The organism is Vibrio splendidus (assembly GCF_003345295.1).
GTDB lineage: Bacteria > Pseudomonadota > Gammaproteobacteria > Enterobacterales > Vibrionaceae > Vibrio > Vibrio splendidus_K.
In genome coordinates, this window is the sequence record NZ_CP031055.1 from 2940068 (window position 1) to 2962201 (window position 22134).

Annotated in this window: 22 protein-coding genes; 15 read left to right on the forward strand and 7 right to left on the reverse strand. The window is 44.5% G+C overall.

What is annotated here, in order from left to right:
• The first annotated feature begins 24 nt into the window (after window positions 1-24).
• Window positions 25-942: a 1,4-dihydroxy-2-naphthoate polyprenyltransferase gene (locus DUN60_RS13120; protein WP_114634077.1), complete on the forward strand. Its 918-nt coding sequence runs from the start codon at window positions 25-27 to the stop codon at window positions 940-942.
• 73 nt (window positions 943-1015) lie between these two features.
• Window positions 1016-1534 carry a ribonuclease E activity regulator RraA gene (gene rraA / locus DUN60_RS13125; protein WP_004729695.1) on the forward strand — a complete coding sequence of 173 codons (519 nt, stop codon included), beginning with the start codon at window positions 1016-1018 and terminating at the stop codon, window positions 1532-1534.
• 112 nt (window positions 1535-1646) lie between these two features.
• Here the strand turns inward: rraA and zapB are convergent, their stop codons facing one another.
• Complete coding sequence (gene zapB / locus DUN60_RS13130; protein WP_004729696.1) at window positions 1647-1889, reverse strand: cell division protein ZapB; 243 nt, start codon at window positions 1887-1889, stop codon at window positions 1647-1649.
• 324 nt (window positions 1890-2213) lie between these two features.
• Here zapB and glpX point away from each other — a divergent pair, with 324 nt between their 5' ends.
• The 3 genes from glpX (at window position 2214) to DUN60_RS13145 (ending at window position 4454) form a co-directional block, all read left to right on the forward strand.
• Window positions 2214-3221: a class II fructose-bisphosphatase gene (gene glpX / locus DUN60_RS13135; RefSeq protein WP_004729697.1), complete on the forward strand. Its 1008-nt coding sequence runs from the start codon at window positions 2214-2216 to the stop codon at window positions 3219-3221.
• A 162-nt stretch (window positions 3222-3383) separates the two neighbouring features.
• The gene (locus tag DUN60_RS13140; RefSeq protein ID WP_114634078.1) at window positions 3384-4004 is read left to right on the forward strand and encodes a helix-turn-helix transcriptional regulator; all 621 of its coding nucleotides are present in this window, start codon (window positions 3384-3386) and stop codon (window positions 4002-4004) included.
• Between the two features lie 102 nt (window positions 4005-4106).
• Entirely contained in the window at window positions 4107-4454 is a 348-nt protein-coding gene (locus DUN60_RS13145; protein WP_017077594.1) for a DUF3135 domain-containing protein, read from the forward strand.
• Between the two features lie 134 nt (window positions 4455-4588).
• On the opposite strand, the gene DUN60_RS13150 is transcribed toward DUN60_RS13145, so the two are convergent.
• Complete coding sequence (locus tag DUN60_RS13150; RefSeq protein WP_010435371.1) at window positions 4589-5011, reverse strand: DUF805 domain-containing protein; 423 nt, start codon at window positions 5009-5011, stop codon at window positions 4589-4591.
• An 86-nt stretch (window positions 5012-5097) separates the two neighbouring features.
• Window positions 5098-5445, reverse strand: coding sequence for a 5-carboxymethyl-2-hydroxymuconate Delta-isomerase (locus tag DUN60_RS13155; RefSeq protein WP_017077592.1), 348 nt, complete (start codon window positions 5443-5445; stop codon window positions 5098-5100).
• A gap of 249 nt (window positions 5446-5694) precedes the next feature.
• Here DUN60_RS13155 and tpiA point away from each other — a divergent pair, with 249 nt between their 5' ends.
• The gene (gene tpiA, locus DUN60_RS13160; protein ID WP_004729704.1) at window positions 5695-6465 is read left to right on the forward strand and encodes a triose-phosphate isomerase; all 771 of its coding nucleotides are present in this window, start codon (window positions 5695-5697) and stop codon (window positions 6463-6465) included.
• Between the two features lie 159 nt (window positions 6466-6624).
• Here the strand turns inward: tpiA and pfkA are convergent, their stop codons facing one another.
• From pfkA to DUN60_RS13175, 3 genes are all read right to left on the reverse strand, one after another.
• Complete coding sequence (gene pfkA, locus DUN60_RS13165; RefSeq protein WP_004729705.1) at window positions 6625-7587, reverse strand: 6-phosphofructokinase; 963 nt, start codon at window positions 7585-7587, stop codon at window positions 6625-6627.
• Between the two features lie 316 nt (window positions 7588-7903).
• The gene (gene fieF / locus DUN60_RS13170; protein WP_026012358.1) at window positions 7904-8812 is read right to left on the reverse strand and encodes a CDF family cation-efflux transporter FieF; all 909 of its coding nucleotides are present in this window, start codon (window positions 8810-8812) and stop codon (window positions 7904-7906) included.
• Window positions 8813-8975: 163 nt separating this feature from the next.
• Complete coding sequence (locus DUN60_RS13175; RefSeq protein ID WP_065207420.1) at window positions 8976-9485, reverse strand: CpxP family protein; 510 nt, start codon at window positions 9483-9485, stop codon at window positions 8976-8978.
• A 187-nt stretch (window positions 9486-9672) separates the two neighbouring features.
• On the opposite strand from DUN60_RS13175, the gene DUN60_RS13180 reads away from it, so the two are divergent.
• The 4 genes from DUN60_RS13180 (at window position 9673) to DUN60_RS13195 (ending at window position 12992) form a co-directional block, all read left to right on the forward strand.
• A complete protein-coding gene (locus DUN60_RS13180) occupies window positions 9673-10362 on the forward strand; it encodes a response regulator (protein WP_114634079.1) in 690 nt (229 codons plus the stop codon).
• Window positions 10362-11741, forward strand: coding sequence for an envelope stress sensor histidine kinase CpxA (gene cpxA, locus DUN60_RS13185; protein WP_065682698.1), 1380 nt, complete (start codon window positions 10362-10364; stop codon window positions 11739-11741). The genes DUN60_RS13180 and cpxA overlap by 1 nt, the downstream gene beginning before the upstream one ends.
• 76 nt (window positions 11742-11817) lie before the next feature.
• A complete protein-coding gene (locus tag DUN60_RS13190; protein WP_054548233.1) occupies window positions 11818-12435 on the forward strand; it encodes a superoxide dismutase in 618 nt (205 codons plus the stop codon).
• 77 nt (window positions 12436-12512) lie between these two features.
• Entirely contained in the window at window positions 12513-12992 is a 480-nt protein-coding gene (locus DUN60_RS13195; RefSeq protein ID WP_004729711.1) for a tRNA (cytidine(34)-2'-O)-methyltransferase, read from the forward strand.
• Window positions 12993-13171: 179 nt separating this feature from the next.
• On the opposite strand, the gene DUN60_RS13200 is transcribed toward DUN60_RS13195, so the two are convergent.
• A complete protein-coding gene (locus tag DUN60_RS13200) occupies window positions 13172-13696 on the reverse strand; it encodes an FxsA family protein (protein ID WP_004729712.1) in 525 nt (174 codons plus the stop codon).
• Between the two features lie 284 nt (window positions 13697-13980).
• Here DUN60_RS13200 and aspA point away from each other — a divergent pair, with 284 nt between their 5' ends.
• The 5 genes from aspA to arcC all read left to right on the forward strand — a co-directional run bounded on the left by aspA (window position 13981) and on the right by arcC (window position 21935).
• Window positions 13981-15432, forward strand: coding sequence for an aspartate ammonia-lyase (gene aspA / locus DUN60_RS13205; RefSeq protein WP_004729713.1), 1452 nt, complete (start codon window positions 13981-13983; stop codon window positions 15430-15432).
• A 181-nt stretch (window positions 15433-15613) separates the two neighbouring features.
• On the forward strand, window positions 15614-16921 hold the full coding sequence (locus DUN60_RS13210; protein WP_114634080.1) for an anaerobic C4-dicarboxylate transporter: 1308 nt from the start codon (window positions 15614-15616) through the stop codon (window positions 16919-16921).
• Between the two features lie 542 nt (window positions 16922-17463).
• Window positions 17464-18912: a YfcC family protein gene (locus tag DUN60_RS13215; protein WP_114634081.1), complete on the forward strand. Its 1449-nt coding sequence runs from the start codon at window positions 17464-17466 to the stop codon at window positions 18910-18912.
• Window positions 18913-19726: 814 nt separating this feature from the next.
• Entirely contained in the window at window positions 19727-20950 is a 1224-nt protein-coding gene (gene arcA / locus DUN60_RS13220) for an arginine deiminase (RefSeq protein WP_114634082.1), read from the forward strand.
• A 73-nt stretch (window positions 20951-21023) separates the two neighbouring features.
• Entirely contained in the window at window positions 21024-21935 is a 912-nt protein-coding gene (gene arcC / locus DUN60_RS13225) for a carbamate kinase (protein ID WP_114634083.1), read from the forward strand.
• The last annotated feature ends 199 nt before the right edge of the window (window positions 21936-22134 follow it).

Sequence of the window (22134 nt, forward strand, 5' to 3'; positions counted from 1 at the left end):
GACTTACAAAGAAATAGACCTACGATGAAACAATCTCTACTGATTTGGCTTGATGCCGCACGACCAAAAACTCTGCCTCTCGCACTTGTCTCTATTCTTACAGGAAGTAGTTTAGCGTTCGCCGGCGGTCAGTTTTCTCTATCAATAGCCCTACTGGCTTTTTTAACTGCCACCTTATTACAAATCCTGTCGAACCTAGCCAATGACTATGGCGACGCAGTAAAAGGCACCGACAATGAAAACCGTCTAGGGCCAACACGCGCAATGCAATCCGGCGCGGTGACCGCGAAAACTATGAAGAAAGCCATCATCCTCAACATCGTGTTTACCATGCTCGCTGGGCTGATTCTTATTTTTCATGCCTTAACATCGATTGAAAGCATCTTATCTTTCATCGCGTTAGGCGTATTAGCCATAATGGCTGCCATCGCTTACACCGTGGGCAATAAACCTTATGGTTATATTGGCCTTGGCGACTTATCGGTATTTATCTTCTTCGGTTTGTTAGGCGTTTCAGGCACATACTTCCTACACACTGGTCATGTTGAGCCAAGCCTATTTCTTCCGGCTTTAGGCTGTGGATTAATGGCGGTTGCGGTACTCAACATCAACAACATGCGTGATATCGAGAACGACAGCGAATGTGGTAAGCGCACCATGGCGGTTCGCCTAGGGCAACGCAAAGCCAAACACTATCATTTTGCACTGCTTGGGCTCGCCCTTGCATCTTTCGCTATCTACCTACTGATTCAAGAAAAGCCAGTCTGGATCAGCCTGCCGTTTTTACTGAGCATTATTATTGTTTATAAGCATGGCAAGGCCGTTTGGGAAACCGAAAAACCAGCGCAGATTGCACCAATGATGCCGGTGATTGTGAAATGCTCACTGGTCACTAACCTATTGTTTGCAGGGGTTGTCGTAGCTCAAACTCTATTGAGTTAAATGAGACTAATCATTGCAAAGGGATCAAGCACCGATATACTCAAAGTAAGCTCATTGTTCAAAAGGTATACTAATGGAATACAACACTTCAGCACTGTGCGACATATATTTGGATCAAGTTGATGTCGTGGAGCCCATGTTCAGCAACTTCGGTGGACGTGCATCCTTCGCAGGACAGATCACGACATTAAAGTGTTTTGAAGACAATGCTTTAATTCGCTCCGTATTAGAGCAAGATGGCTTGGGACGTGTGTTGTTAATCGATGGTGGCGGCTCACTACGCAAAGCGCTGATCGATGCTGAGATTGCCCTACTTGCCGAAGACAATGAGTGGGAAGGTATTGTGGTTTACGGCTGCGTTCGTGAAGTCGATGAGCTAGAAGACATGAACATTGGTATTCAGGCTTTGGCTTCAATCCCTGTTGGTGCGAGCCAAGAAGGTGTCGGCGAATTGGACGTACCGGTCAACTTTGGCAGCGTAACCTTCTTACCGGAAGATTACCTCTACGCTGACAACACCGGCATTATTCTTTCGGCAGAGCCTTTAGATGTAGAACTTGATCTGGATGTTGAAGAAGAAGAGATCGAGTAACTCTCACTCAGCTTCAAATAATAAAACAAACCATAAGAACACGAAGCATAAGAATACAAACAAAAACGCCCGCTACTCAGTAGCGGGCGTTTTTTTAAATCTGAAGAGTCAATTACTCTACGTCATCCATTTTACCAAGAAGGTTACGGATGCGATCTTGCCACGCTGAATGCTCTTCCTGCATTTGCTGAGTTTTTTGCTCTAGCTCGTGACGGCTTTCTTTAAGCTCACCAGCTTCTGTTGCTAGTGCTTGTTTCTCTTCTTTAAGCTCTTCCACTTCCATTTGAAGAAGTGCAATTGTATCTACTGCTGTTTGAATTTTTGCTTCTAGCTGCTCTAGTACTTCAAAAGACATTCTGGCCTACCTTTAAGTTATCCGTTTGATGGTGAAGGTCTACTCCACTTATTTCCCCATTCTACTCAGCAGAGCAAGGATAAACACTCAATATATTCGATATTTTGCGCCATTCGATGAAAAAAACAGCGCTTTTTACCGAATATTGACGTGAATTATTACTACCGCGACAACAGACTGATTATTTTGATGAATATTACCTGTTTTCACCCGCAAATTGATCAAGAGCAATCCCCAAAAAACAAAAAGGCAAACGTTTCCTTTGGGATATGGTAAAATTCGCCGCGAAATTTCTATTCCCCTTTTGAAAATTTTGGAGTCCGCATGAAACGCGATTTAGCAATGTCATTCTCTCGTGTCACTGAAGGTGCAGCACTAGCTGGTTACAAGTGGCTTGGCCGCGGCGATAAAAACGCTGCAGATGGCGCTGCTGTAGAAGTAATGCGTAGCCTACTGAACAAAACCGAAATTAGCGGCGAGATCGTTATCGGCGAAGGTGAGATCGATGATGCACCTATGCTATACATCGGTGAAAACGTCGGTATTGGCGGTGATGCAGTAGATATCGCCGTTGACCCAATTGAAGGGACACGCATGACAGCAATGGGTCAATCAAATGCATTGGCTGTCTTGGCTGCAGGCGAAAAAGGTAGCTTCCTAAAAGCACCTGACATGTACATGGAAAAATTGGTTGTTGGTCCTGGCGCAAAAGGCGTGATTGACCTAGAACTGCCACTGACAGAAAACCTAGAAAACATTGCGAAAGCACTAGGTAAAACACTCGATACACTGGTAGTAACCACACTGGCTAAGCCACGTCATGATCAAGTGATTGCCGACATGCAAGCAATGGGTGTTCGTGTATTCGCAGTGCCAGACGGTGATGTTGCAGCTTCTATCCTCACGTGTATGCCAGACAGCGAAGTCGACGTAATGTACTGCATCGGCGGCGCGCCTGAAGGCGTGGTTTCGGCTGCGGTTATTCGCGCACTCGACGGCGACATGCACGCACGTCTGCTTCCTCGTCATGAAGTAAAAGGCGATACAGAAGAGAACCGCAAACACGGTGAGCTTGAGCTAGAGCGTTGTGCTGAAATGGGCGTAACGGCGGGTATCGTGTTGAAGATGGAAGACATGGCTCGTAGCGACAACGTTGTATTCTCAGCAACCGGTATTACTAAGGGTGACCTTCTAGAGGGCATCACACGTACAGGTAATATCGCAACCACAGAAACACTGCTTATCCGTGGTCGCTGCCGTACGATTCGCCGCATCAAATCTATCCACTACCTAGAGCGTAAAGACCCAGAAGTAATCGGTCACATCCTGTAGACCTAAACTCGCTCAAGCAGAACATTCGAAGGCTGATACCAAGTATCAGCCTTTTGTTTTATTGGTCATCAATAATCTGTGCATTTCACCTGCACCATAGTAAATGGTTTGCTTTATAAACACCTTGCCTCATAATAGTAAGGTTCATTAGGTAGAGATAGTATGAAAACAAGCGACAAAATCTTACAGACCATTAAGCGTCAAGGCGCGGTAACCGCGAAACAACTGTCAGAAGAATTTGGCATGACGACAATGGGTGCAAGGCAACATCTGCAAAGCCTGGAAGATGACGGTATTCTTGCGTTTCATGATGTTAAAGTAAAAGTGGGTCGCCCGACTCGCCACTGGTCCCTGACTCAACAAGGCCATGGTCAATTTTCAGATCGACACGGTGAACTCACCATTCAAGTGATCGACGCTGTCGAGAATCTGTTTGGTAAAGAGGGGTTAGCTAAGGTTGCGGCCGAGCGCGAACAACACACCCTTAAGCAATATCAAACCGCGCTGTCTGATTGTGACTCGCTGCTCAGCAAACTTAAAACACTCACCCAGCTGCGTGAAGACGAAGGCTACATGGCAGAACTTCAAGAGCATGACGATCACTACATCTTGATCGAGAACCACTGCCCTATCTGCAAAGCTGCAACTCGCTGCCCTAGCCTGTGCCAATCTGAGCTCAATGTTTTCAAAGAATTACTCAAAGATGAATGTCATGTGAGCCGCACTGAACACATCATTACTGGCGAGCGTCGTTGTACTTATACCCTAACGCCAAGTTACTGATCCTGTCTCAATATTGAGAAAACACCAATAGATCAAAATTTGTACAAATTTCTTTCTTAAGCTTAAAGCATATGAAACATGCTTAATGCTAAGGAAGGAATCATGGCACATCCACAGCCCAATCAAAAACTGCCCCCTTTTGATGAACTGGTCCAACTCGCGAAAAGCGATCCGAAAGCATTCGATCAATTCAAACACGAGATGTGCGAACAGATGATTTGCTCAGCCTCAGAGACCATGCAAAACAGGCTTCGCGCTCAACAAAGTCATATCGATTTAGTCGTCAGCCGCTGCAAGAATCCACATCACGCTAATGTTGTTCTGATGCAAGAGCTGCGCTGTCAGGTCTGTAAATTCCAAGATGCACTCAAAGGCCGCTGCGATTTTGAAGAATCTCTGCCTGAAAATGTCGTGCCTTTCAGGCCAAATACAGAGCCAAAAATGTACTAACCGTTAAAGTATACTAACTGTTGAAATGTACTAACCGTTGAAAGGGACTAGCGACAAAAACCATTCAAAGAAAAACGCCTTAAAAAGAAAAAGGGAGCACAATGCTCCCTTCTTATTTCTCAATCATTCAATCTTTACACTGGGTCGTCACCGTAATCATTACGGCCTTCAGTTCCCTTGAGCAATCCACATTCAATCAAAATCCATAAACCACATACTAATGCTGCAACGGTTGCCGCCATATGAACTGGCGATACCGACTCTGTTGTCGTTGCTACCATTGGCGAAGCCAAACGCCCAAGCACGAGTGGCACGTTCAACAACAGCCAGTAGTTCGACTTATTGCGGTCGTGCCAGCGTTTAGCGGTAATTGCAAGATCTGGGATAACCAGCAACAGTAGGAAGATTGGTAGCAGGATATAGGAATATGCAGGGAACAGAACAGAAATACCGGAAGCAAAACCAGTAATCGCTACATAGTAGAAAACATTCCAAATCCAGTAAGTCTTACGACCAATTCTCCCCTTGAAAGAGAGCAGTAAATCTTTCATCGACATCTTAAATACTCAAAAAATTAATACGCTACCAAAAAGTTAGCAGCAAATAGTCAGTTAATCACTTTTAGTTAGTTGATTCTTTTTAGCTAGTTCATCACTTTCTGAAAGCAACTTTTATCCATATCTCGTATGTTGACCGTTAGGCTACGGATATGGCTTGCCTGTTCTTGTAGGGTTTGCATCAACAAACGCGACAATTCTCTTTTCTGTTCTTCGGTACGTCCTGAAAGTAACTCAAAGCTAATATGAACAAAATCCACATTGTCCTCTTCATCACCGACCAACCAGTTATGACAGCGCAGTGAACGAGACTTCACAGAAGGTACATCAAACAAACCACAGTTTAATGTAACTTGATGAAGGTCTTCCAGTAAACCTTGGATATTCACTCGCTCATCCACTGAATTTGAGTACTCTAGAACTAGATTCGGCATTATTACTTCCTATTGTTAACGCAATCGTTTGTCCCTTAATAGCAACTAACGATGAAAAATCCGAGAAGTTAGCTATTATTCTGTCTGCCGGATCACTGATATATGCTCAAAATCTACTCTGACCATTGAGTAAGATCCAAGAAAGTCATGACCACAGTCATGATCTGTTGATATTATTCTGTTATATTATTTCGTAATAAAGTTTACTTTTTTACATTCGATTTATTTAAATACTTTGGAGATATTCCTATGCGTCATCCTGTAGTTATGGGTAACTGGAAACTAAACGGCAGCAAAGAAATGGTTGTTGATCTACTAAACGGTCTTAACGCTGAACTTGAAGGCGTAACAGGCGTAGACGTAGCAGTTGCTCCACCAGCACTTTTCGTTGATCTTGCTGAGCGTACGCTTACTGAAGCGGGCAGCGCGATCATCCTAGGTGCTCAAAACTCTGACCTAAACAACAGCGGTGCATTCACTGGCGACATGTCTCCAGCAATGCTTAAAGAGTTCGGCGCATCTCACATCATCATCGGTCACTCTGAGCGTCGTGAATACCACGCTGAGTCTGACGAATTCGTTGCTAAGAAATTCGCATTCCTAAAAGAGAACGGCCTAACTCCAGTTCTTTGTATCGGTGAGTCTGATGCACAAAACGAAGCAGGCGAAACTGTTGCTGTATGTGCTCGTCAACTTGACGCTGTTATCAACACTCAAGGTGTTGAAGCTCTTGAAGGCGCTATCATCGCTTACGAACCAATCTGGGCTATCGGTACTGGTAAAGCAGCTACAGCTGAAGATGCACAACGCATCCACGCTCAAATCCGTGCACACATCGCAGAGAAATCTGAAGACGTTGCTAAGAAAGTTGTTATCCAATACGGCGGTTCTGTTAAGCCAGAAAACGCAGCAGCTTACTTCGCACAACCAGACATCGACGGTGCTCTAGTTGGCGGCGCAGCTCTAGACGCGAAAAGCTTCGCAGCTATCGCTAAAGCAGCAGCTGAAGCAAAAGCTTAATTTAAACTTCACCGTTTAGATTAAATGAAAGGTCAACTTAGGTTGGCCTTTTTTATTGGCTGTAATTTGAGATTCAAGCTTAAAATCCAAATGGCAGGCACAAAAAAACCGCTGAACAATCAGCGGTTTTTAATATTTTAAGCGAACGCTAAGCGTGTCTTAGAACAACTCTTCTGCAACGCGGAACAGCTCAGAACGGTCTGGGTTCTGCATATTCTCGATACAGTCGATGATGTCGTGGTGAACAAGCGCTTCTTTCTCGATACCAACACAACGACCACCGTGGCCTTCTTGAAGAAGGTGAACAGCGTAGTTACCCATGCGAGAAGCCAGTACACGGTCAAATGCAGTCGGGCGACCACCACGTTGGATGTGACCAAGAACCGTTGCACGAGTTTCACGACCTGTTGAAGCTTCGATCTCTTTCGCTAGTTCATTCGCATCCATCATTAACTCAGTTAGAGCGATGATTGCGTGCTTCTTACCTTTCGCAATACCATCTTGGATATTGCTGATAAGCTGATCTTTATCTAGGCCAGTCTCAGGTGTGATGATGTACTCACAGCCACCCGCAATTGCTGACATAAGCGTAAGGTCACCACAGTGACGGCCCATGATTTCAACAATAGAAATACGTTGGTGAGAAGAAGACGTGTCACGTAGACGGTCGATTGAATCGATAACAGTGTTAAGCGCTGTTAGGTAACCGATTGTGTAGTCAGTACCCGCGATATCGTTATCGATTGTGCCTGGAAGACCGATACATGGGTAACCCATTTCTGTCAGTTTCTTAGCGCCCATGTAAGAACCGTCGCCACCGATAACAACAAGTGCTTCGATACCGTGTTTCTTAAGGTTCTCGATGCCTTTCTCGCGAACAGCAACGTCTTTGAACTCAGGGAAACGTGCAGAACCTAAAAAAGTACCGCCGCGGTTGATGACGTCAGATACGCTTGAACGGTCAAGCTTTTCGATACGGTCTTCAACAAGGCCTTGGTAGCCATCGTAAATACCGTAAACTTCAATGCCAACTGATAGCGCAGTACGAACTACACCACGAACTGCTGCGTTCATGCCTGGAGCGTCACCACCACTGGTCAAAACACCGATCTTCTTAATCATGCTCACCCTCGATTTTTGGGAATCTATTATTCAATTCTTATTCTTGCTGATTGTATATCAACAAGATTTTAAATCTATATTTGTGCGTTATGTTACATTTCCTCAACAGGAATAGCACTTAAATCGCGTAAAATTATGTAACATTTCTACTTCTGTAAGAGTATTACAGTTTTACTCAGTAACTTTGTTGATTCACATCAGAATCAACATTAATTGTTACTAAGGTGGTTTTTGAATCACCGAAGAATTAGTAATTTTTACTCACTTTAGTTCAAAAGCCACCTACTTACCATTTGCCTACCTTTTTTTAGCCCGCTTACCATGAGTGAAATTTCTGCTGCTTCTCGGGTCCAAATACGACCGAATACGGGTCTTGATGAATTAATACATCAGCATCAGGAAAAACGGAGATAAGCTTGTCTTCTACTTCGTCAGAAATGCGGTGCGCTTCAATAAGTGGGATATTATCTTCGAGTTCTAAATGCAATTGAATGAACCGAACAGGCCCTGAACGACGCGTTCTTAGTTGATGTACGCCAAGCACACCTTCCACACTCAGCGATGTCTCTTTTATCTGTTTTAATTCTTCATCTGGCAGCTTTCTATCAAGCAAAGATTGAATGGCTTCTGTTGCCATTTGGTAGGCACTGTAAAGAATGTAGATACCGATACCAATCGCGAATACCGAGTCCGCTTGACCAATGCCAAACCAGCTCAGTGCTAGCGCGAGCATGATCGCTGCATTCATATAAAGGTCGGATTGATAATGCAGTGAATCGGCGGCTATCGCTTGGCTGCCCGTTTTGCTGACAACATGTTTTTGGAATCGAACCAAACCAAAGGTCATTACGATCGCGAACAAGCTGACATAAATACCAATTTCAGGAGAGTTCAGTTCATGCGGTCGGAAGAAACGCTCAATACCATTAAGAATAAGGAAACAAGCGGAACCGGAAATAAACATTGCCTGCGCTAATGCAGCAAGAGATTCTGCCTTACCATGGCCAAAGGTATGTTCTTTATCGGCAGGCTGAAGAGAGTAGCGAACCACCACCAGATTGACGACAGAAGCGGCGATATCCAACAGCGAATCGACCACAGAAGCTAATAAACTGACTGAACCTGTCACCCACCACGCAGCAACCTTCACAACCAATAATATGGAGGCAATGATGGTGGCAGCCCAAGCGGCGAGCGTAACTAAACGTGCGTATTCTTGTTTCATAAATTGGCTATAAAGTGACTGATAGCACAAAGTATAACCCGCAAACAACCGATTGAATATGACAGCCATGATGTAATACATTCATTTTTAAAGATCAAAAAAGCGGCACTAGGCCGCTTCTTTCTAAACACTTTCAATCAATTCAGCTTTCTCAAGCCATGAATTACTTGTCTTTGTTCATGCGTTTTTCCATTTTGTCAGCACACTTCGCCATGCGCTCTTGTTGGATTTCTTTCAGCTGAGTCTTTTGCTCAGGTGTTAGTACGCTCATCATTTGGTGTTGCTTCTTAAGCATTGCTACGCGACGCTCTGTTTGCTTCTCAACCATTTGGCTTGCTAGGTCGTTTGCTGCAGCTTCATCAAAAGTATCCGCGAGAACTAGATCTTGAACTTTCTCGTGATGCGCTTTCATTTGCGCCATTTTATCGGCTTTGTTGCCTGAGTGTTTTGCTTTCATCTCAGCGCGGTTCGCTTCGCGCATCTCTTTTAGTTCTGTTTTTTGAGCATCCGTCAGGTCTAGTTGACGCATCACTTTCTTATCGAAGCCGCCACATTTACCGTGCATGCCTTTGTGGTCGCCTTTATCGCCGCCGCCATATGCGAATGCGCTTGCTGTACCTAACATTAGTGGAAGTGCCGCAGCTGCTAGTACAAGTTTCTTAGTCATTTTCATAATTGTTGCCTCAATTCGGTATAATAAGTCATGTGTTGCGTCTGTTTCTCAGCGCTTAGATATAGATTAGTCTTTCCCTCGTAAAGCGACGTTTAGAAAGCGTAAAGAATCGTAAAGAGTGAAAGTTGACGAATAATTAGCAGTATTATTAACGTGTAAATAGTAGATAACCGATTAAGGCTTCCCAATGGCGAACATTCTTCTTATTGATGACGACACAGAACTAACCAGCTTACTTAAAGACATCCTGAGCTTTGAGGGCTTCACTGTTTCCGAAGCCAATGATGGCTATGCGGGGCTTGACGCTATCAATGATGAGGTTGATCTGATTCTTTTGGATGTGATGATGCCGCGCCTTAACGGTATGGAAACGCTAAAGAAATTGAGAGAGAACTGGGAAACACCGGTATTGATGCTGACTGCCAAAGGCGAAGAGATCGACCGTGTTATTGGCCTTGAACTTGGTGCAGATGATTACTTGCCAAAGCCGTTCAGTGACCGAGAACTGCTCGCTCGTATTCGTGCCATCTTACGTCGAACACAGACTAACACTGCGCCTAAATCAGCCAGCGACACCATTCAATACCAAGACATCGAAGTCTTCCCTGGCAAACAAGAGGCTTACTGTAATGGACAGATTATCGATCTCACCACCACAGAATTCGCTTTGCTGAGCCATCTCATCCAAAACCCGGGACAAGTGATCACCAAAGAAGCACTGAGCTTGGATGTTTTAGGCAAAAGGCTGGCGGCGTTTGACCGTGCGATAGACATGCACATCTCCAACCTGCGTAAGAAAATTCCCGAGCGCAGTGACGGTAAATCACGAATCAAAACCTTACGAGGCCGTGGCTACTTATTGGTAGAGGAAGATTAATGCGTATACCTAAAATCACCAGCTTATATGGACGTATCTTTGCTATCTTTTGGTTCACCATGTTACTGGTGCTTTTGTCGGTGCTGTCACTTCCCCATTTAGACCCTCGAGTGGCGCGAGACGTGCCCGCAGATCACCTCGATAAACTCGAGCGTATCGCTAAAATCACAGAGAAACGCTACGCCAAAGAACCTAATCTAGGCAAAATTGTGTTCCAACTTGAGGCACCACGTAGCCGCAAGGATTCTCGTGCTCGTATCTATTTAACCGACCTTGAAGGTGCTGTCCTTACGTCGAAAAGACATTCGGACTATAAACTTAAGGCGATTCGCAACTTTGTTACCTCGATTGATAACCCTGAAGTACCAAAACAGAAACTATACGGACACTACATGGTGGCAGGGCCAGTACCTATCACACTCGCTGGTGAAGAATTACTGATGTATGCCGGAGTAAAATGGAACCAACCACCGCCATTTTTGCTACGACTATTTGATAGACCTTTACAGCTGTTGCTTGCGGTAATGCTAGCAAGTACCCCGCTATTGCTATGGCTAGCTTGGGCATTGAGTCAACCCGCACGTAGGCTTGAACGCGCAGCGCAGCGTGTAGCAAAAGGGCAATTTGAGGTTGATCCAACACTTGAAAAAGGCACATCAGAATTCAGACAAGCGGGTGAAAGCTTTAACCAAATGGTGGAAGCGGTAAACCAGATGATTTCTGGGCAGCAGCGACTACTTTCTGATATCTCACACGAACTGCGCTCGCCATTGACTCGTCTACGTATGGCCAATGCACTGGCAATTCGTAAGCAAGGTGAGAGCCAAGAATTAGAACGTATTGATACCGAAGCGCAGCGTTTGGAACAAATGATCAGTGAGCTACTGACGCTATCTCGTATGCAGGTCGACAGCCACATCACTCGCGAGGTGCAACCTATCTCGAGCTTATGGGAAGAGATCTTAAAAGATGCAGAGTTTGAAGCTGAACAGATGGGTAAATTACTGACGTTTTCAGAGATCCCAGAACGTTCTATTTCAGGTAATCCTAAGCTGCTGATGAGTGCCTTAGACAATATTACGCGCAATGCTATCTACTACGGTAAAGACCAAGTCGATGTGCAATTCCATGTTGTCCAAGATCAGCTGACGATTTGCGTCAATGACAACGGTGATGGTGTACCGGAGGATGAACTGGATTCTATCTTCAGACCTTTCTACCGAGTTTCAACGGCACGCGATCGTAATTCAGGTGGCACTGGGCTTGGCCTCACCATTACAGAAAGTGCGATTCGCCAGCACAGCGGAACCATCACTGCAAGCCGTAGCCAGCTCGGTGGATTACAACTCGAAATCACCCTACCAATCTTGCCGGTATAATACCCCCACAAAGATCACAGTTGATAATGATTGTTATTATCATTATGGTAAGTCCTCTAATTAAGGAGGATTTACCATGTCACACACTTTCCCTACTTTACCCTACGCTTACGACGCCCTAGAACCTTACATTGATGCTAAGACGATGGAAGTGCATTACAGCAAGCACCATAGAACCTACTACGATAAGTTTGTTGCGGCTATTTCTGGCAGCGAGCTAGAGCAACAGTCTCTGACCGAGATCTTCGCTAACATTTCTCAGCACAGCCCAGCGGTTCGTAACAATGGTGGCGGTTACTACAACCACATCTTGTATTGGAACTGCATGTCGCAAGACGGTGGTGGTGAACCCACGGGCGAGCTTGGCGAGGCTATCAAAAGTACTTTCGGAGATTTCGAGACATTCCAAGATCAGTTCGCTCAAGCGGCAATCAATACCTTTGGTTCAGGCTTCGCTTGGCTAGTGGTTGAAGAAGGACAACTGAAGATCATCTCGACTTCGAACCAAGACAATCCGTGGATGGATACGGTTGCCAGTAATGGCGAGCCCATTCTTGCACTCGATGTTTGGGAACACGCCTACTACATCAGCTACCAAAACCGTCGTCCTGATTACATCAATGCATGGTGGAACGTAGTGAATTGGAATGCGGTATCTGAAAACTACGCGCAGGCACTAGCGAATCAAGCCTAAGCTGAGGGTGGCGAACTGTACTCACTCAGCTTGCCACCGTATACTCTGGCTATCTTTGATTATTCTTGTGAACCAACATGTTTGATATCGCTCTATATGAACCAGAAATCGCGCCCAATACGGGTAACATCATCCGCCTATCAGCTAACTGCGGCGCAAACCTGCACCTTATCGAGCCGCTTGGTTTTGATTTCGAAGAGAAGAAAGTTCGTCGTGCGGGTTTAGATTATCACGACCTCGCACGAGTAAAGCGTCACAAGAATCTAGAAGCCTTCCTTGAGTATCTAGAGAATGAACGTGAGGGTGACTACCGTATCTTTGCTTGTACGACCAAGACCACTGGCCACCACGTTGATGCGAAATTCCAACAAGGTGATGTACTGATGTTTGGCCCTGAGTCTCGCGGTCTGCCTGCTGAGTTCATCGAAAGCATGCCAATGGAGCAACGCATTCGTATTCCAATGATGCCAGAAGCACGTAGCTTGAACCTGTCTAACGCAGTGGCCATTATTGCGTTCGAAGCTTGGCGACAAATGGGTTTTGAAGGCGCGGTATAACCGAACGCTCAAGCTTATCTGTTATCTGTTATCTGTTATCTGTTATCTGTTATCAATAATAAACATTAAGTAACAGTCGGCGACACTCAATAAAAAAGGCTCTTACCATTATCACTTTCTTGCGAAGGATAACGGTAAGAGCCTTTTCTGTTTGTCTCTCTATATAAAGAGACAAACCATTAATTTAAGCGGTTACGATCGTTGTCGTCGTCTTTCTTCTCAAACTCACCCTCAAAGGTGTTGCCGTCTTTTGATTGGTCAGATGGGCCTGAATTGAATGGGTCTTGCCCAAATGGGCTCTGGCCAAAACCAGCTTGTCCACCCGCATGGAAACCACCAGACATATTGGTCACCACCATTTTTTCCATCATTTTCTTGGCAATCATCGCTCTTGGTGCTGGTAACAATACCAACATACCGAGTGCGTCCGTCATAAAACCCGGAGTCAGCAGCAATACGCCTGCAACCGCAAGCATCACGCCTTCAAGAATCTGTTGTGCTGGCATTTCGCCTTGTTGCAACCGACCTTGAACAGACATAAGTGTCTGAATGCCTTGGCTACGAACCAGCGATGCACCCACAAATGCAGTGATCAGAACCAACGCGATAGTTGGCCACAATCCTAAGAAGCCACCAACTTGAATAAATAGCCCAATCTCAATGATGGGTACGAAGATAAAGAGTAATAATAAGATAGGAAACACACGCCCTCCTTTGTTACGTCCAGTTTACGCTGAAAGCCCTACCAATCTCAAATTTATCCTGTAAATAAGCGTGTTTATTGACCCGGAATAAGTTTGCTAAATATTGACGAAACAAAAACGAAAAAGGTGATCAAGTTAATATTTTTATGCGCTAAGTACAGTATCATGTGCCACATAAGTCAGGACGGATTTATCAGCCCAATATTCTAGCGAACGGAGTATTTGCACACAGAATAGGCTAATAACTAACTATATAATCAGAATAATTCTCTAAGGATCCTGTTATGGCTACTCAATCAGAAGCTCAAGTTGAAGCTCCTCAAGCTACTCGTCTCGAAGAAGATCTATTAGGTCAACGTCATGTTCCGGCTGATGCTTACTACGGCATCCACACTCTACGCGCAGTTGAAAACTTCAACATCTCAAATGTAACGATCTCAGATGTACCTGAATTCGTTCGCGGTATGGTGATGACAAAGAAAGCAGCGGCTTTAGCAAACAAAGAGTTAGGTGTAATTCCAAGCGAAGTGGCTAAATACATCATCGAAGCTTGTGACCTCATTCTAGACACCGGTAAGTGCATGGATCAGTTCCCATCGGACGTTTTCCAAGGTGGTGCTGGTACTTCTGTAAACATGAATGCTAACGAAGTTGTGGCAAACGTGGCACTTGAACTTATGGGCAAAGAAAAAGGCCAATATGAGTTCATCAACCCGAATGACCATGTTAACCGCAGCCAATCAACTAACTGTGCTTACCCAACTGGTTTCCGTATCTCTGTGTACAACAGCGTTCGTAAACTGATTGACGCTATCGAATACCTAAAAGGTGCATTTGAGCTTAAGAGCCAAGAATTCAACACAATTTTGAAGATGGGTCGTACTCAACTTCAAGATGCTGTGCCTATGACGGTTGGCCAAGAGTTCCACGCTTGGGCTGTAACCATCAATGAAGAAATCAAAAACCTAGAATACACTTCAAAGCTTCTTCTTGAAGTTAACCTAGGCGCAACAGCTATCGGTACTGGTCTGAATGCAGCTCCTGGCTACCAAGGCCTAGCAGTTAAACACCTAGCAGAAGTAACAGGCCTAGAATGTGTAGCGGCTGAAGATTTAATCGAAGCAACGTCTGACTGTGGCGCATACGTAATGACGCACGGCGCACTTAAACGTCTAGCGGTTAAACTGTCTAAGATCTGTAACGACTTACGTCTTCTTTCTTCAGGTCCACGTACTGGCTTCAACGAGCTAAACCTACCGGAACTGCAAGCAGGTTCTTCAATCATGCCAGCTAAAGTAAACCCAGTTGTACCTGAAGTAGTAAACCAAGTTTGCTTTAAAGTTCTAGGTAACGACAACACGGTTTCTTTCGCAGCAGAAGGCGGTCAGCTTCAACTGAACGTGATGGAACCCGTTATCGCACAAAGCATGTTTGAGTCTTTAGACATCCTAACAAATGCATGTGTGAACCTACGCGACAAATGTGTAGACGGCATTACTGTAAACAAAGAAGTATGTGAATCTCACGTATTTAACTCTATCGGTATCGTTACTTATCTAAACCCATACATTGGCCACCACGAGGGTGACATTGTAGGTAAGATTTGTGCTGAAACAGGTAAGAGTGTTCGTGATGTGGTTCTAGAGCGCGGTTTATTGAGCGAAGAAGAACTTGATGACATTTTCTCTGTTGAAAATCTGATGCATCCTCAGTATAAAGCTAAACGCTACGAATAACGGTAGCGAGAAAGGGCTCCAAACGGAGCCCTTTTTTAGGCTCCAATACGGTTAACCCTGCTGATCTTGTGGATTTCCGTTGGTTGCGTTTTTGCTTAATTAAACCTAAACCATAGAACTATTATGTGAACATTCCAGTGGCGAATGTTCACATAATAAAATCTAAAATGAGGTGTTACTTATGATTGCAGTAGAACTATTTGTCGTCCTGCTCTTTATCTTTTTGGGGGCCAGAATTGGCGGTATCGGTATTGGTTTTGCCGGTGGTGCTGGTGTTATTGCCCTTTCATTAATTCTTGGTGTTCCAACAAGCCAATCTTTTATCCCGGTCGATGTAATTTTGATCATCATGTCGGTTATCACCGCAATTGCAGCAATGCAGGTTGCTGGCGGTATGGACTGGTTGGTACAAATTGCAGAAAACTTCTTGCGTAAACACCCTGAACGCATCACCTTTTACGCGCCGATTGTGACCTTTGTAATGACACTAATGGCGGGTACTGGTCACACAGCATTCTCTACGCTGCCTGTTATTGCAGAAGTAGCAAAAGGCCAAGGTGTTCGTCCTTCTCGTCCACTGTCTATCGCAGTTGTAGCCTCTCAAATTGCGATTACAGCTTCGCCTATTTCGGCAGCAGTTGTGGCTTTCGCAGCGATGCTTGCACCCTTTGGTGTCGATTACCTAACGCTATTGATGGTTTGTATTCCAACAACCTTCATCGCTTGTATGGTTGGTGCGGTTGTCGCGAACTACATGGGCAGCGAACTGAAAGACGATCCTGTTTACCAAGAGCGTCTAGAGAAAGGTCTAATCAAGCTAGCAACAGAAGAGAAACGCGAAATTCTACCAACAGCGAAGAAAGCGACTTACATCTTCCTTGCGGCGATTGGTTTTGTTGTTTGCTACGCAGCCGCTATCTCTAGCTCTGTTGGCCTAATTGAAAACCCAGCACTGGGCCGTAATGAAGCGATCATGTCTGTGATGCTGGCAGCAGCAGCGGCAATCGTGATGTTCACTAAGATTGATGCAGCGAAGATTTCTTCGGCTCCAACATTCCGTTCAGGTATGACAGCGTGTGTTTGTGTACTGGGTGTGGCTTGGTTAGGTTCAACGTTTGTGAATGCACACGTTGCTGAAATCAAAGACGTTGCTGGTGCTCTACTGGCTGACTACCCTTGGATGCTGGCTCTTGTTCTGTTCTTCGCTTCTATGCTGCTTTACTCTCAAGGCGCAACAACGGTTGCACTGATGCCTGCAGCTCTAGCGATTGGCGTAGCACCACTAACAGCCGTAGCTTCTTTTGCTGCAGTAAGTGCACTGTTCGTACTTCCAACTTACCCTACGCTACTGGCAGCGGTTGAGATGGATGACACAGGTTCAACTCGTATTGGTAAGTACGTATTTAACCACCCATTCTTCATTCCTGGTGTAGCAACAATCAGTACAGCGGTAGCACTAGGCTTCGCATTCGGCGGTCTATTTATCTAACACTCGCTGAAAAACCAAACCTAAAAGGAAGCTTCGGCTTCCTTTTTTCTTTTCTGAACAATGTGTTTATTTGATACGTATCAAATAAACATTATAAACTTAAAAACCCGAACAAAAATAACATTTGAATAAAATTCCAAGAATATTCACGCCATTCATTAACAATGCCTGCCAACGCAACCACCCCTTGTTTCTATCTAATTCACATCGAATATTAATCCAAGCTAACTAACCAAAAAACCTTGCTCTTTTTCTAACGTTTTTCAGCCTATTCATTGGTCACTATTTTTGTGAACAATACCAAAATTAAATGGCGACGTAAGGAATAAAATAACTGCAGTTAAATTAAATCTTAATTCATTTGGATATATAAATATAAAGATACTTATATTTAAAGTCGGCAACGTCATATAGATGAACGCTCTATAAGGGCAATAATTTTATATCGTTGAATGCTTTATAAATGTCACTGTATTTACAATCTATAAACATTAGTCGCTAATTCACGTCAATTCTATTTAGGATGATGTAAGGAGATAGCCATGACGACTCAGACGATACCAAGCGAGAAAAAAAAGGGCGGCTTCTTTGCCAACTTTAAATTCCCTTCTGCCTACACCATTCTATTTATTCTAATTGCATTCGTAGCCCTGCTTACCTGGGTTGTTCCAGCAGGCCAATACGACCGAGCAATGAATGAAGAGCTAGGTCGAGAAGTACCGGTAACCGGCACCTATCAAGCAGTAGAAGGTAACCCTCAAGGTGTGATTGACGTACTACTCGCGCCCATTGACGGTTTCTACGACCACAATAGCTATGAAGCTGCAGCCATCGACGTTTCACTGTTCATTCTAATCATTGGTGGCTTCTTAGGACTAGTAACCAAAACTGGTGCTATTGATGCCGGTATCGAACGTGTCACCGCCCGCCTAGAAGGGCGAGAAGAGTTGATGATACCGATACTGATGGCGCTGTTTGCTGCTGGCGGTACCGTCTACGGCATGGCGGAAGAATCACTGCCATTCTATACGCTGCTAGTACCAGTAATGATGGCCGCTCGCTTTGACCCTCTGGTTGCTGCTGCAACGGTATTGCTTGGCGCAGGGATTGGGGTGCTAGGGTCAACGATTAACCCATTCGCAACCGTGATCGCTGCCAACGCCTCTGGTATCCCATTCACCGACGGTATCGTGCTACGTGTTGGAATGCTGATTATTGGTTGGGGTATTTGTGTCGCTTACGTTATGCGTTACGCAAGAATGGTTCAAGCTGACCCAACAACATCGATTGTCTACGACAAATACGAAGAGAACAAAGCACACTTCCTTGGTAACGCGAGCGGCGAAAAACTTGAATTCACCGCGACTCGTAAACTGATTCTGACCATTTTCGGTGGCTCTTTCGCTGTGATGATTTACGGTGTATCAGTTGCTGGATGGTGGATGGCTGAGATCTCCGCGATGTTCTTAGCAGCAACAATCATCGTTGGTATTGTATCTCGCATGAGCGAAGAAGAGTTTACCACTAGCTTCATTGACGGTGCTCGAGACCTACTGGGCGTAGCACTTATCATAGGTATCGCACGTGGTATCGTGGTCGTAATGGACCGCGGTATGATCACCGACACCATTCTCTTCTCTGCAGAACAAATGGTGACGGGGCTTTCTTCAGTTATCTTTATTAACGTGATGTTCTTCTTAGAGATTCTATTATCATTCTTAGTACCATCAACGTCTGGATTAGCGGTACTGACTATGCCGATCATGGCACCGTTGGCCGATTTTGCAGGCGTCGGTCGTGACCTTGTTATCACCGCTTACCAATCCGCTTCCGGCTTGGTGAACCTAATCACCCCGACCTCTGCGGTAGTAATGGGTGGCTTGGCTATTGCCCGCGTCCCTTATGTTCGCTGGGTTAAATGGGTAATGCCATTAGTCGGTATCTTAATGGTGTTCTGCATCGTTGTACTAAGTATTGGTGCGCTTATCTAACTTAAAGCACTTCACTCCGTTCTCATCCAAAGCCGCTTCCATAGCGGCTTTTTTTATTGCTATCTAATCCAATTCCAACCCAATCACCAAAACAACCTGCCGAGCTGCACACGCTTCATTTAACGCCTCTCTATGACCTATATCAGTAGCAAAGCTTAAACAAGCAAAAACCACTTGCGACAAAGAGTAAGCCAACGTTTAAACATCAAAGTTAAAGCTAATAAATCGCCAACTATTCTTCGCTCTTATATTTATAAAAATATTTAGTCATTTATTAGCGTTAATTATATTTAAAGTAATTTACGCAGTAATAACCAAAGAGGAAATAGTAGTGATTTTTATAGAAAACGGGCTTTAAAAACCCAATTATAAAGTGTGACCACAATAGCTTTATTCGCATTTAAATTGTTAAATAATAATTAATTCTACGTACAAAATTAAATATATAAATACTAACATTGCATACTTCCAATCTAAGCTCATTCTTATCAATAAAACCATTTTGCATATAATCCCTCACAAATTGGATTCTAGCTAGGCGAATGAAAAAAGCATGCATAATATTCCCAAGGAGTTAACTATTTAGAAAAGACTAGCAATAGTTGAAAGTGCATAAAGTTTGTTAAAACCCTTGATTTTAAAGGGCTGCGGGATAAAAAACGATTTGTGATAGATCTCTAAGAATACCTGACTAGCAGGCGTAATATTAATTCCAGACAAGAGATATGAATAAAATAATTCATTCTTCTCAACTGAAAATAAATAATTACTCTTAGCGATAAAAGTAATTCAAATATATAAGAGAGAGACGATCATGAGTAAGTTCTATGTAGGTTCTGAAATAGGTCAATTACGCCGCGTTCTAGTTCACCGTCCAAGACGCGCACTGACTCACCTAACACCCTCTAACTGTCACGATTTGCTGTTTGATGACGTACTGGCTGTTGAGCGTGCAGGTAAAGAGCATGACGCATTTACTCAAACGCTACGTGATCAAGGTGTTGAGGTTCTTCTTCTTACTGACTTGCTAGCCGACACACTAGCGGTGTCAGAAGCGAAAGATTGGCTACTAAGCTGCCAAGTATCTGATTACCGTTTGGGTAAAACATTCGCCAATGATGTGCGCTGCTACTTGGGCGACTTACCAAACCTAGAGCTAGCAAAAATTCTAACGGGCGGTTTGTCTTACGCTGAGATGCCAATGAAATCATCTTCAATGATGCAAGGCATGCACGCACCAACCGACTTCATTATCGAGCCTCTACCAAACCACCTATTTACTCGCGACACATCTTGCTGGGTATACGGCGGTGTATCTATCAACCCAATGGCGAAACCAGCTCGTCAACGTGAAACAAACCACGTTCGCGCTATTTACCGCTGGCACCCAACATTCGCAGGCCAAGACTTCATTAAATACTTCGGCGATGAAGAAAAAATCAATTACGACAACTCTACGATTGAAGGTGGTGACGTTCTTGTACTTGGTCGTGGCGCGGTTCTTATCGGTATGTCTGAGCGTACAACAGCACAAGGTGTTGAACACTTAGCATCTAGCCTATTCAAACACGGTCAAGCGAAACAAGTTATCGCAATGCAGCTACCAAAACACCGCTCTTGCATGCACTTAGACACCGTAATGACGCACATGAACGAAGATACGTTCTCTGTTTACCCTGAAGTCGTGAGTAAAGATGTGCAGTGTTGGAACCTAACTGGTGATGAGTCAGGCGCAGTGAAAGTGAAAGAAGAAGGCTACTTCGTAACGGCTATCGAAAAAGCACTTGACGTAGACAAGCTAAACCTAATCACAACTGGTGGCGACAACTTCCATGCAGAACGTGAACAGTGGAACGATGCAAACAACGTGCTAACGGTTAAACCTGGCGTCGTTATTGGCTACGAAGGCAACACATACACCAACGAAAAATACGACAAAGCAGGCATCACGGTTCTTCCGATTCCAGGAGACGAGCTTGGCCGCGGTCGCGGTGGCGCACGCTGCATGAGCTGCCCAATTGAGCGTGATGGTATCTAATCACTAAGACGAAAACGGCCAAGTTGAACGATCTTAAATAATCTCAGCTTGGCCAAAATGAGAGAACACAATTATGACTAAGCAAACTGTTGTTGTTGCACTCGGCGGTAACGCCCTACTTCGTCGCGGTGAGCCGTTAGAAGCCGACGTTCAACGCCGTAATATTGAAACAGCGGTTAAAACCATCTCTGAAATCGCGAAAGTGTACAACGTCGTGTTAGTGCATGGTAATGGCCCACAAGTTGGCTTACTTGCCTTGCAAGGTTTGGAATACAAAAAAGTAAACCCGTACCCGCTCGATGTTTTGGGCAGTGAAACTCAAGGCATGATCGGCTACATGTTGATGCAAGAGTTCAAGAACTACCTGCCTGACCGCAACATCTCATGCATGCTAACGCAAATGACCGTCGATCCGAACGACCCTGCATTTGCTGATCCAACGAAGCCAATTGGCCCGATCTACGAAGAAGCAGAAGCACGTGAATTGGCGGAAAAATACCACTGGATAGTAAAACCAGATGGCAAACATTTCCGTCGTGTAGTACCAAGCCCAAGACCGACAGGCATTGTTGAACACGAAGCGATCACACAGCTTATTGAGGCGGGTCACCTAGTCATTTGTACTGGTGGCGGTGGTATCCCAGTGAAAAAAGAGAATGGCAAATTAGTCGGGGTTGAAGCTGTTATCGATAAAGACATGTCGGCCGCTTTCTTAGCTAAACAATTGGATGCAGATGCGCTGCTTATTTTGACCGACGCTGACGCTGTATACCTTGATTGGGGCAAACCAACTCAACACGCACTGCGCAGTACCACACCAGGTGAATTGGAGAAGTTTGAATTTGATGAAGGCTCAATGGGGCCAAAAATTGAAGCATCATGCGAATTCATTCAACAAGGCGGCAAAGTGGTTGGTATCGGCGCACTCGAAGATGGCTTGCAAATACTGCAAGGCCAAGCGGGCACCAATATCACCAAAGATTAACGCACTAGCGAGCTTTATCATCTTGAAAAACTTAAAGCTTGAGAACCTTAAAGCTTAAGAAGCTGAAACCTTGAGAGCTTTTAAAACTTGCGAAAACAGAATTAAACGAAACAAACAGAACCGAACAAATTTAACTAAAAAATTGAATCGCGCTTTCTTGAATTTTCTTTCCCTGTAACAAGAAAGCGCCTAAATCTAA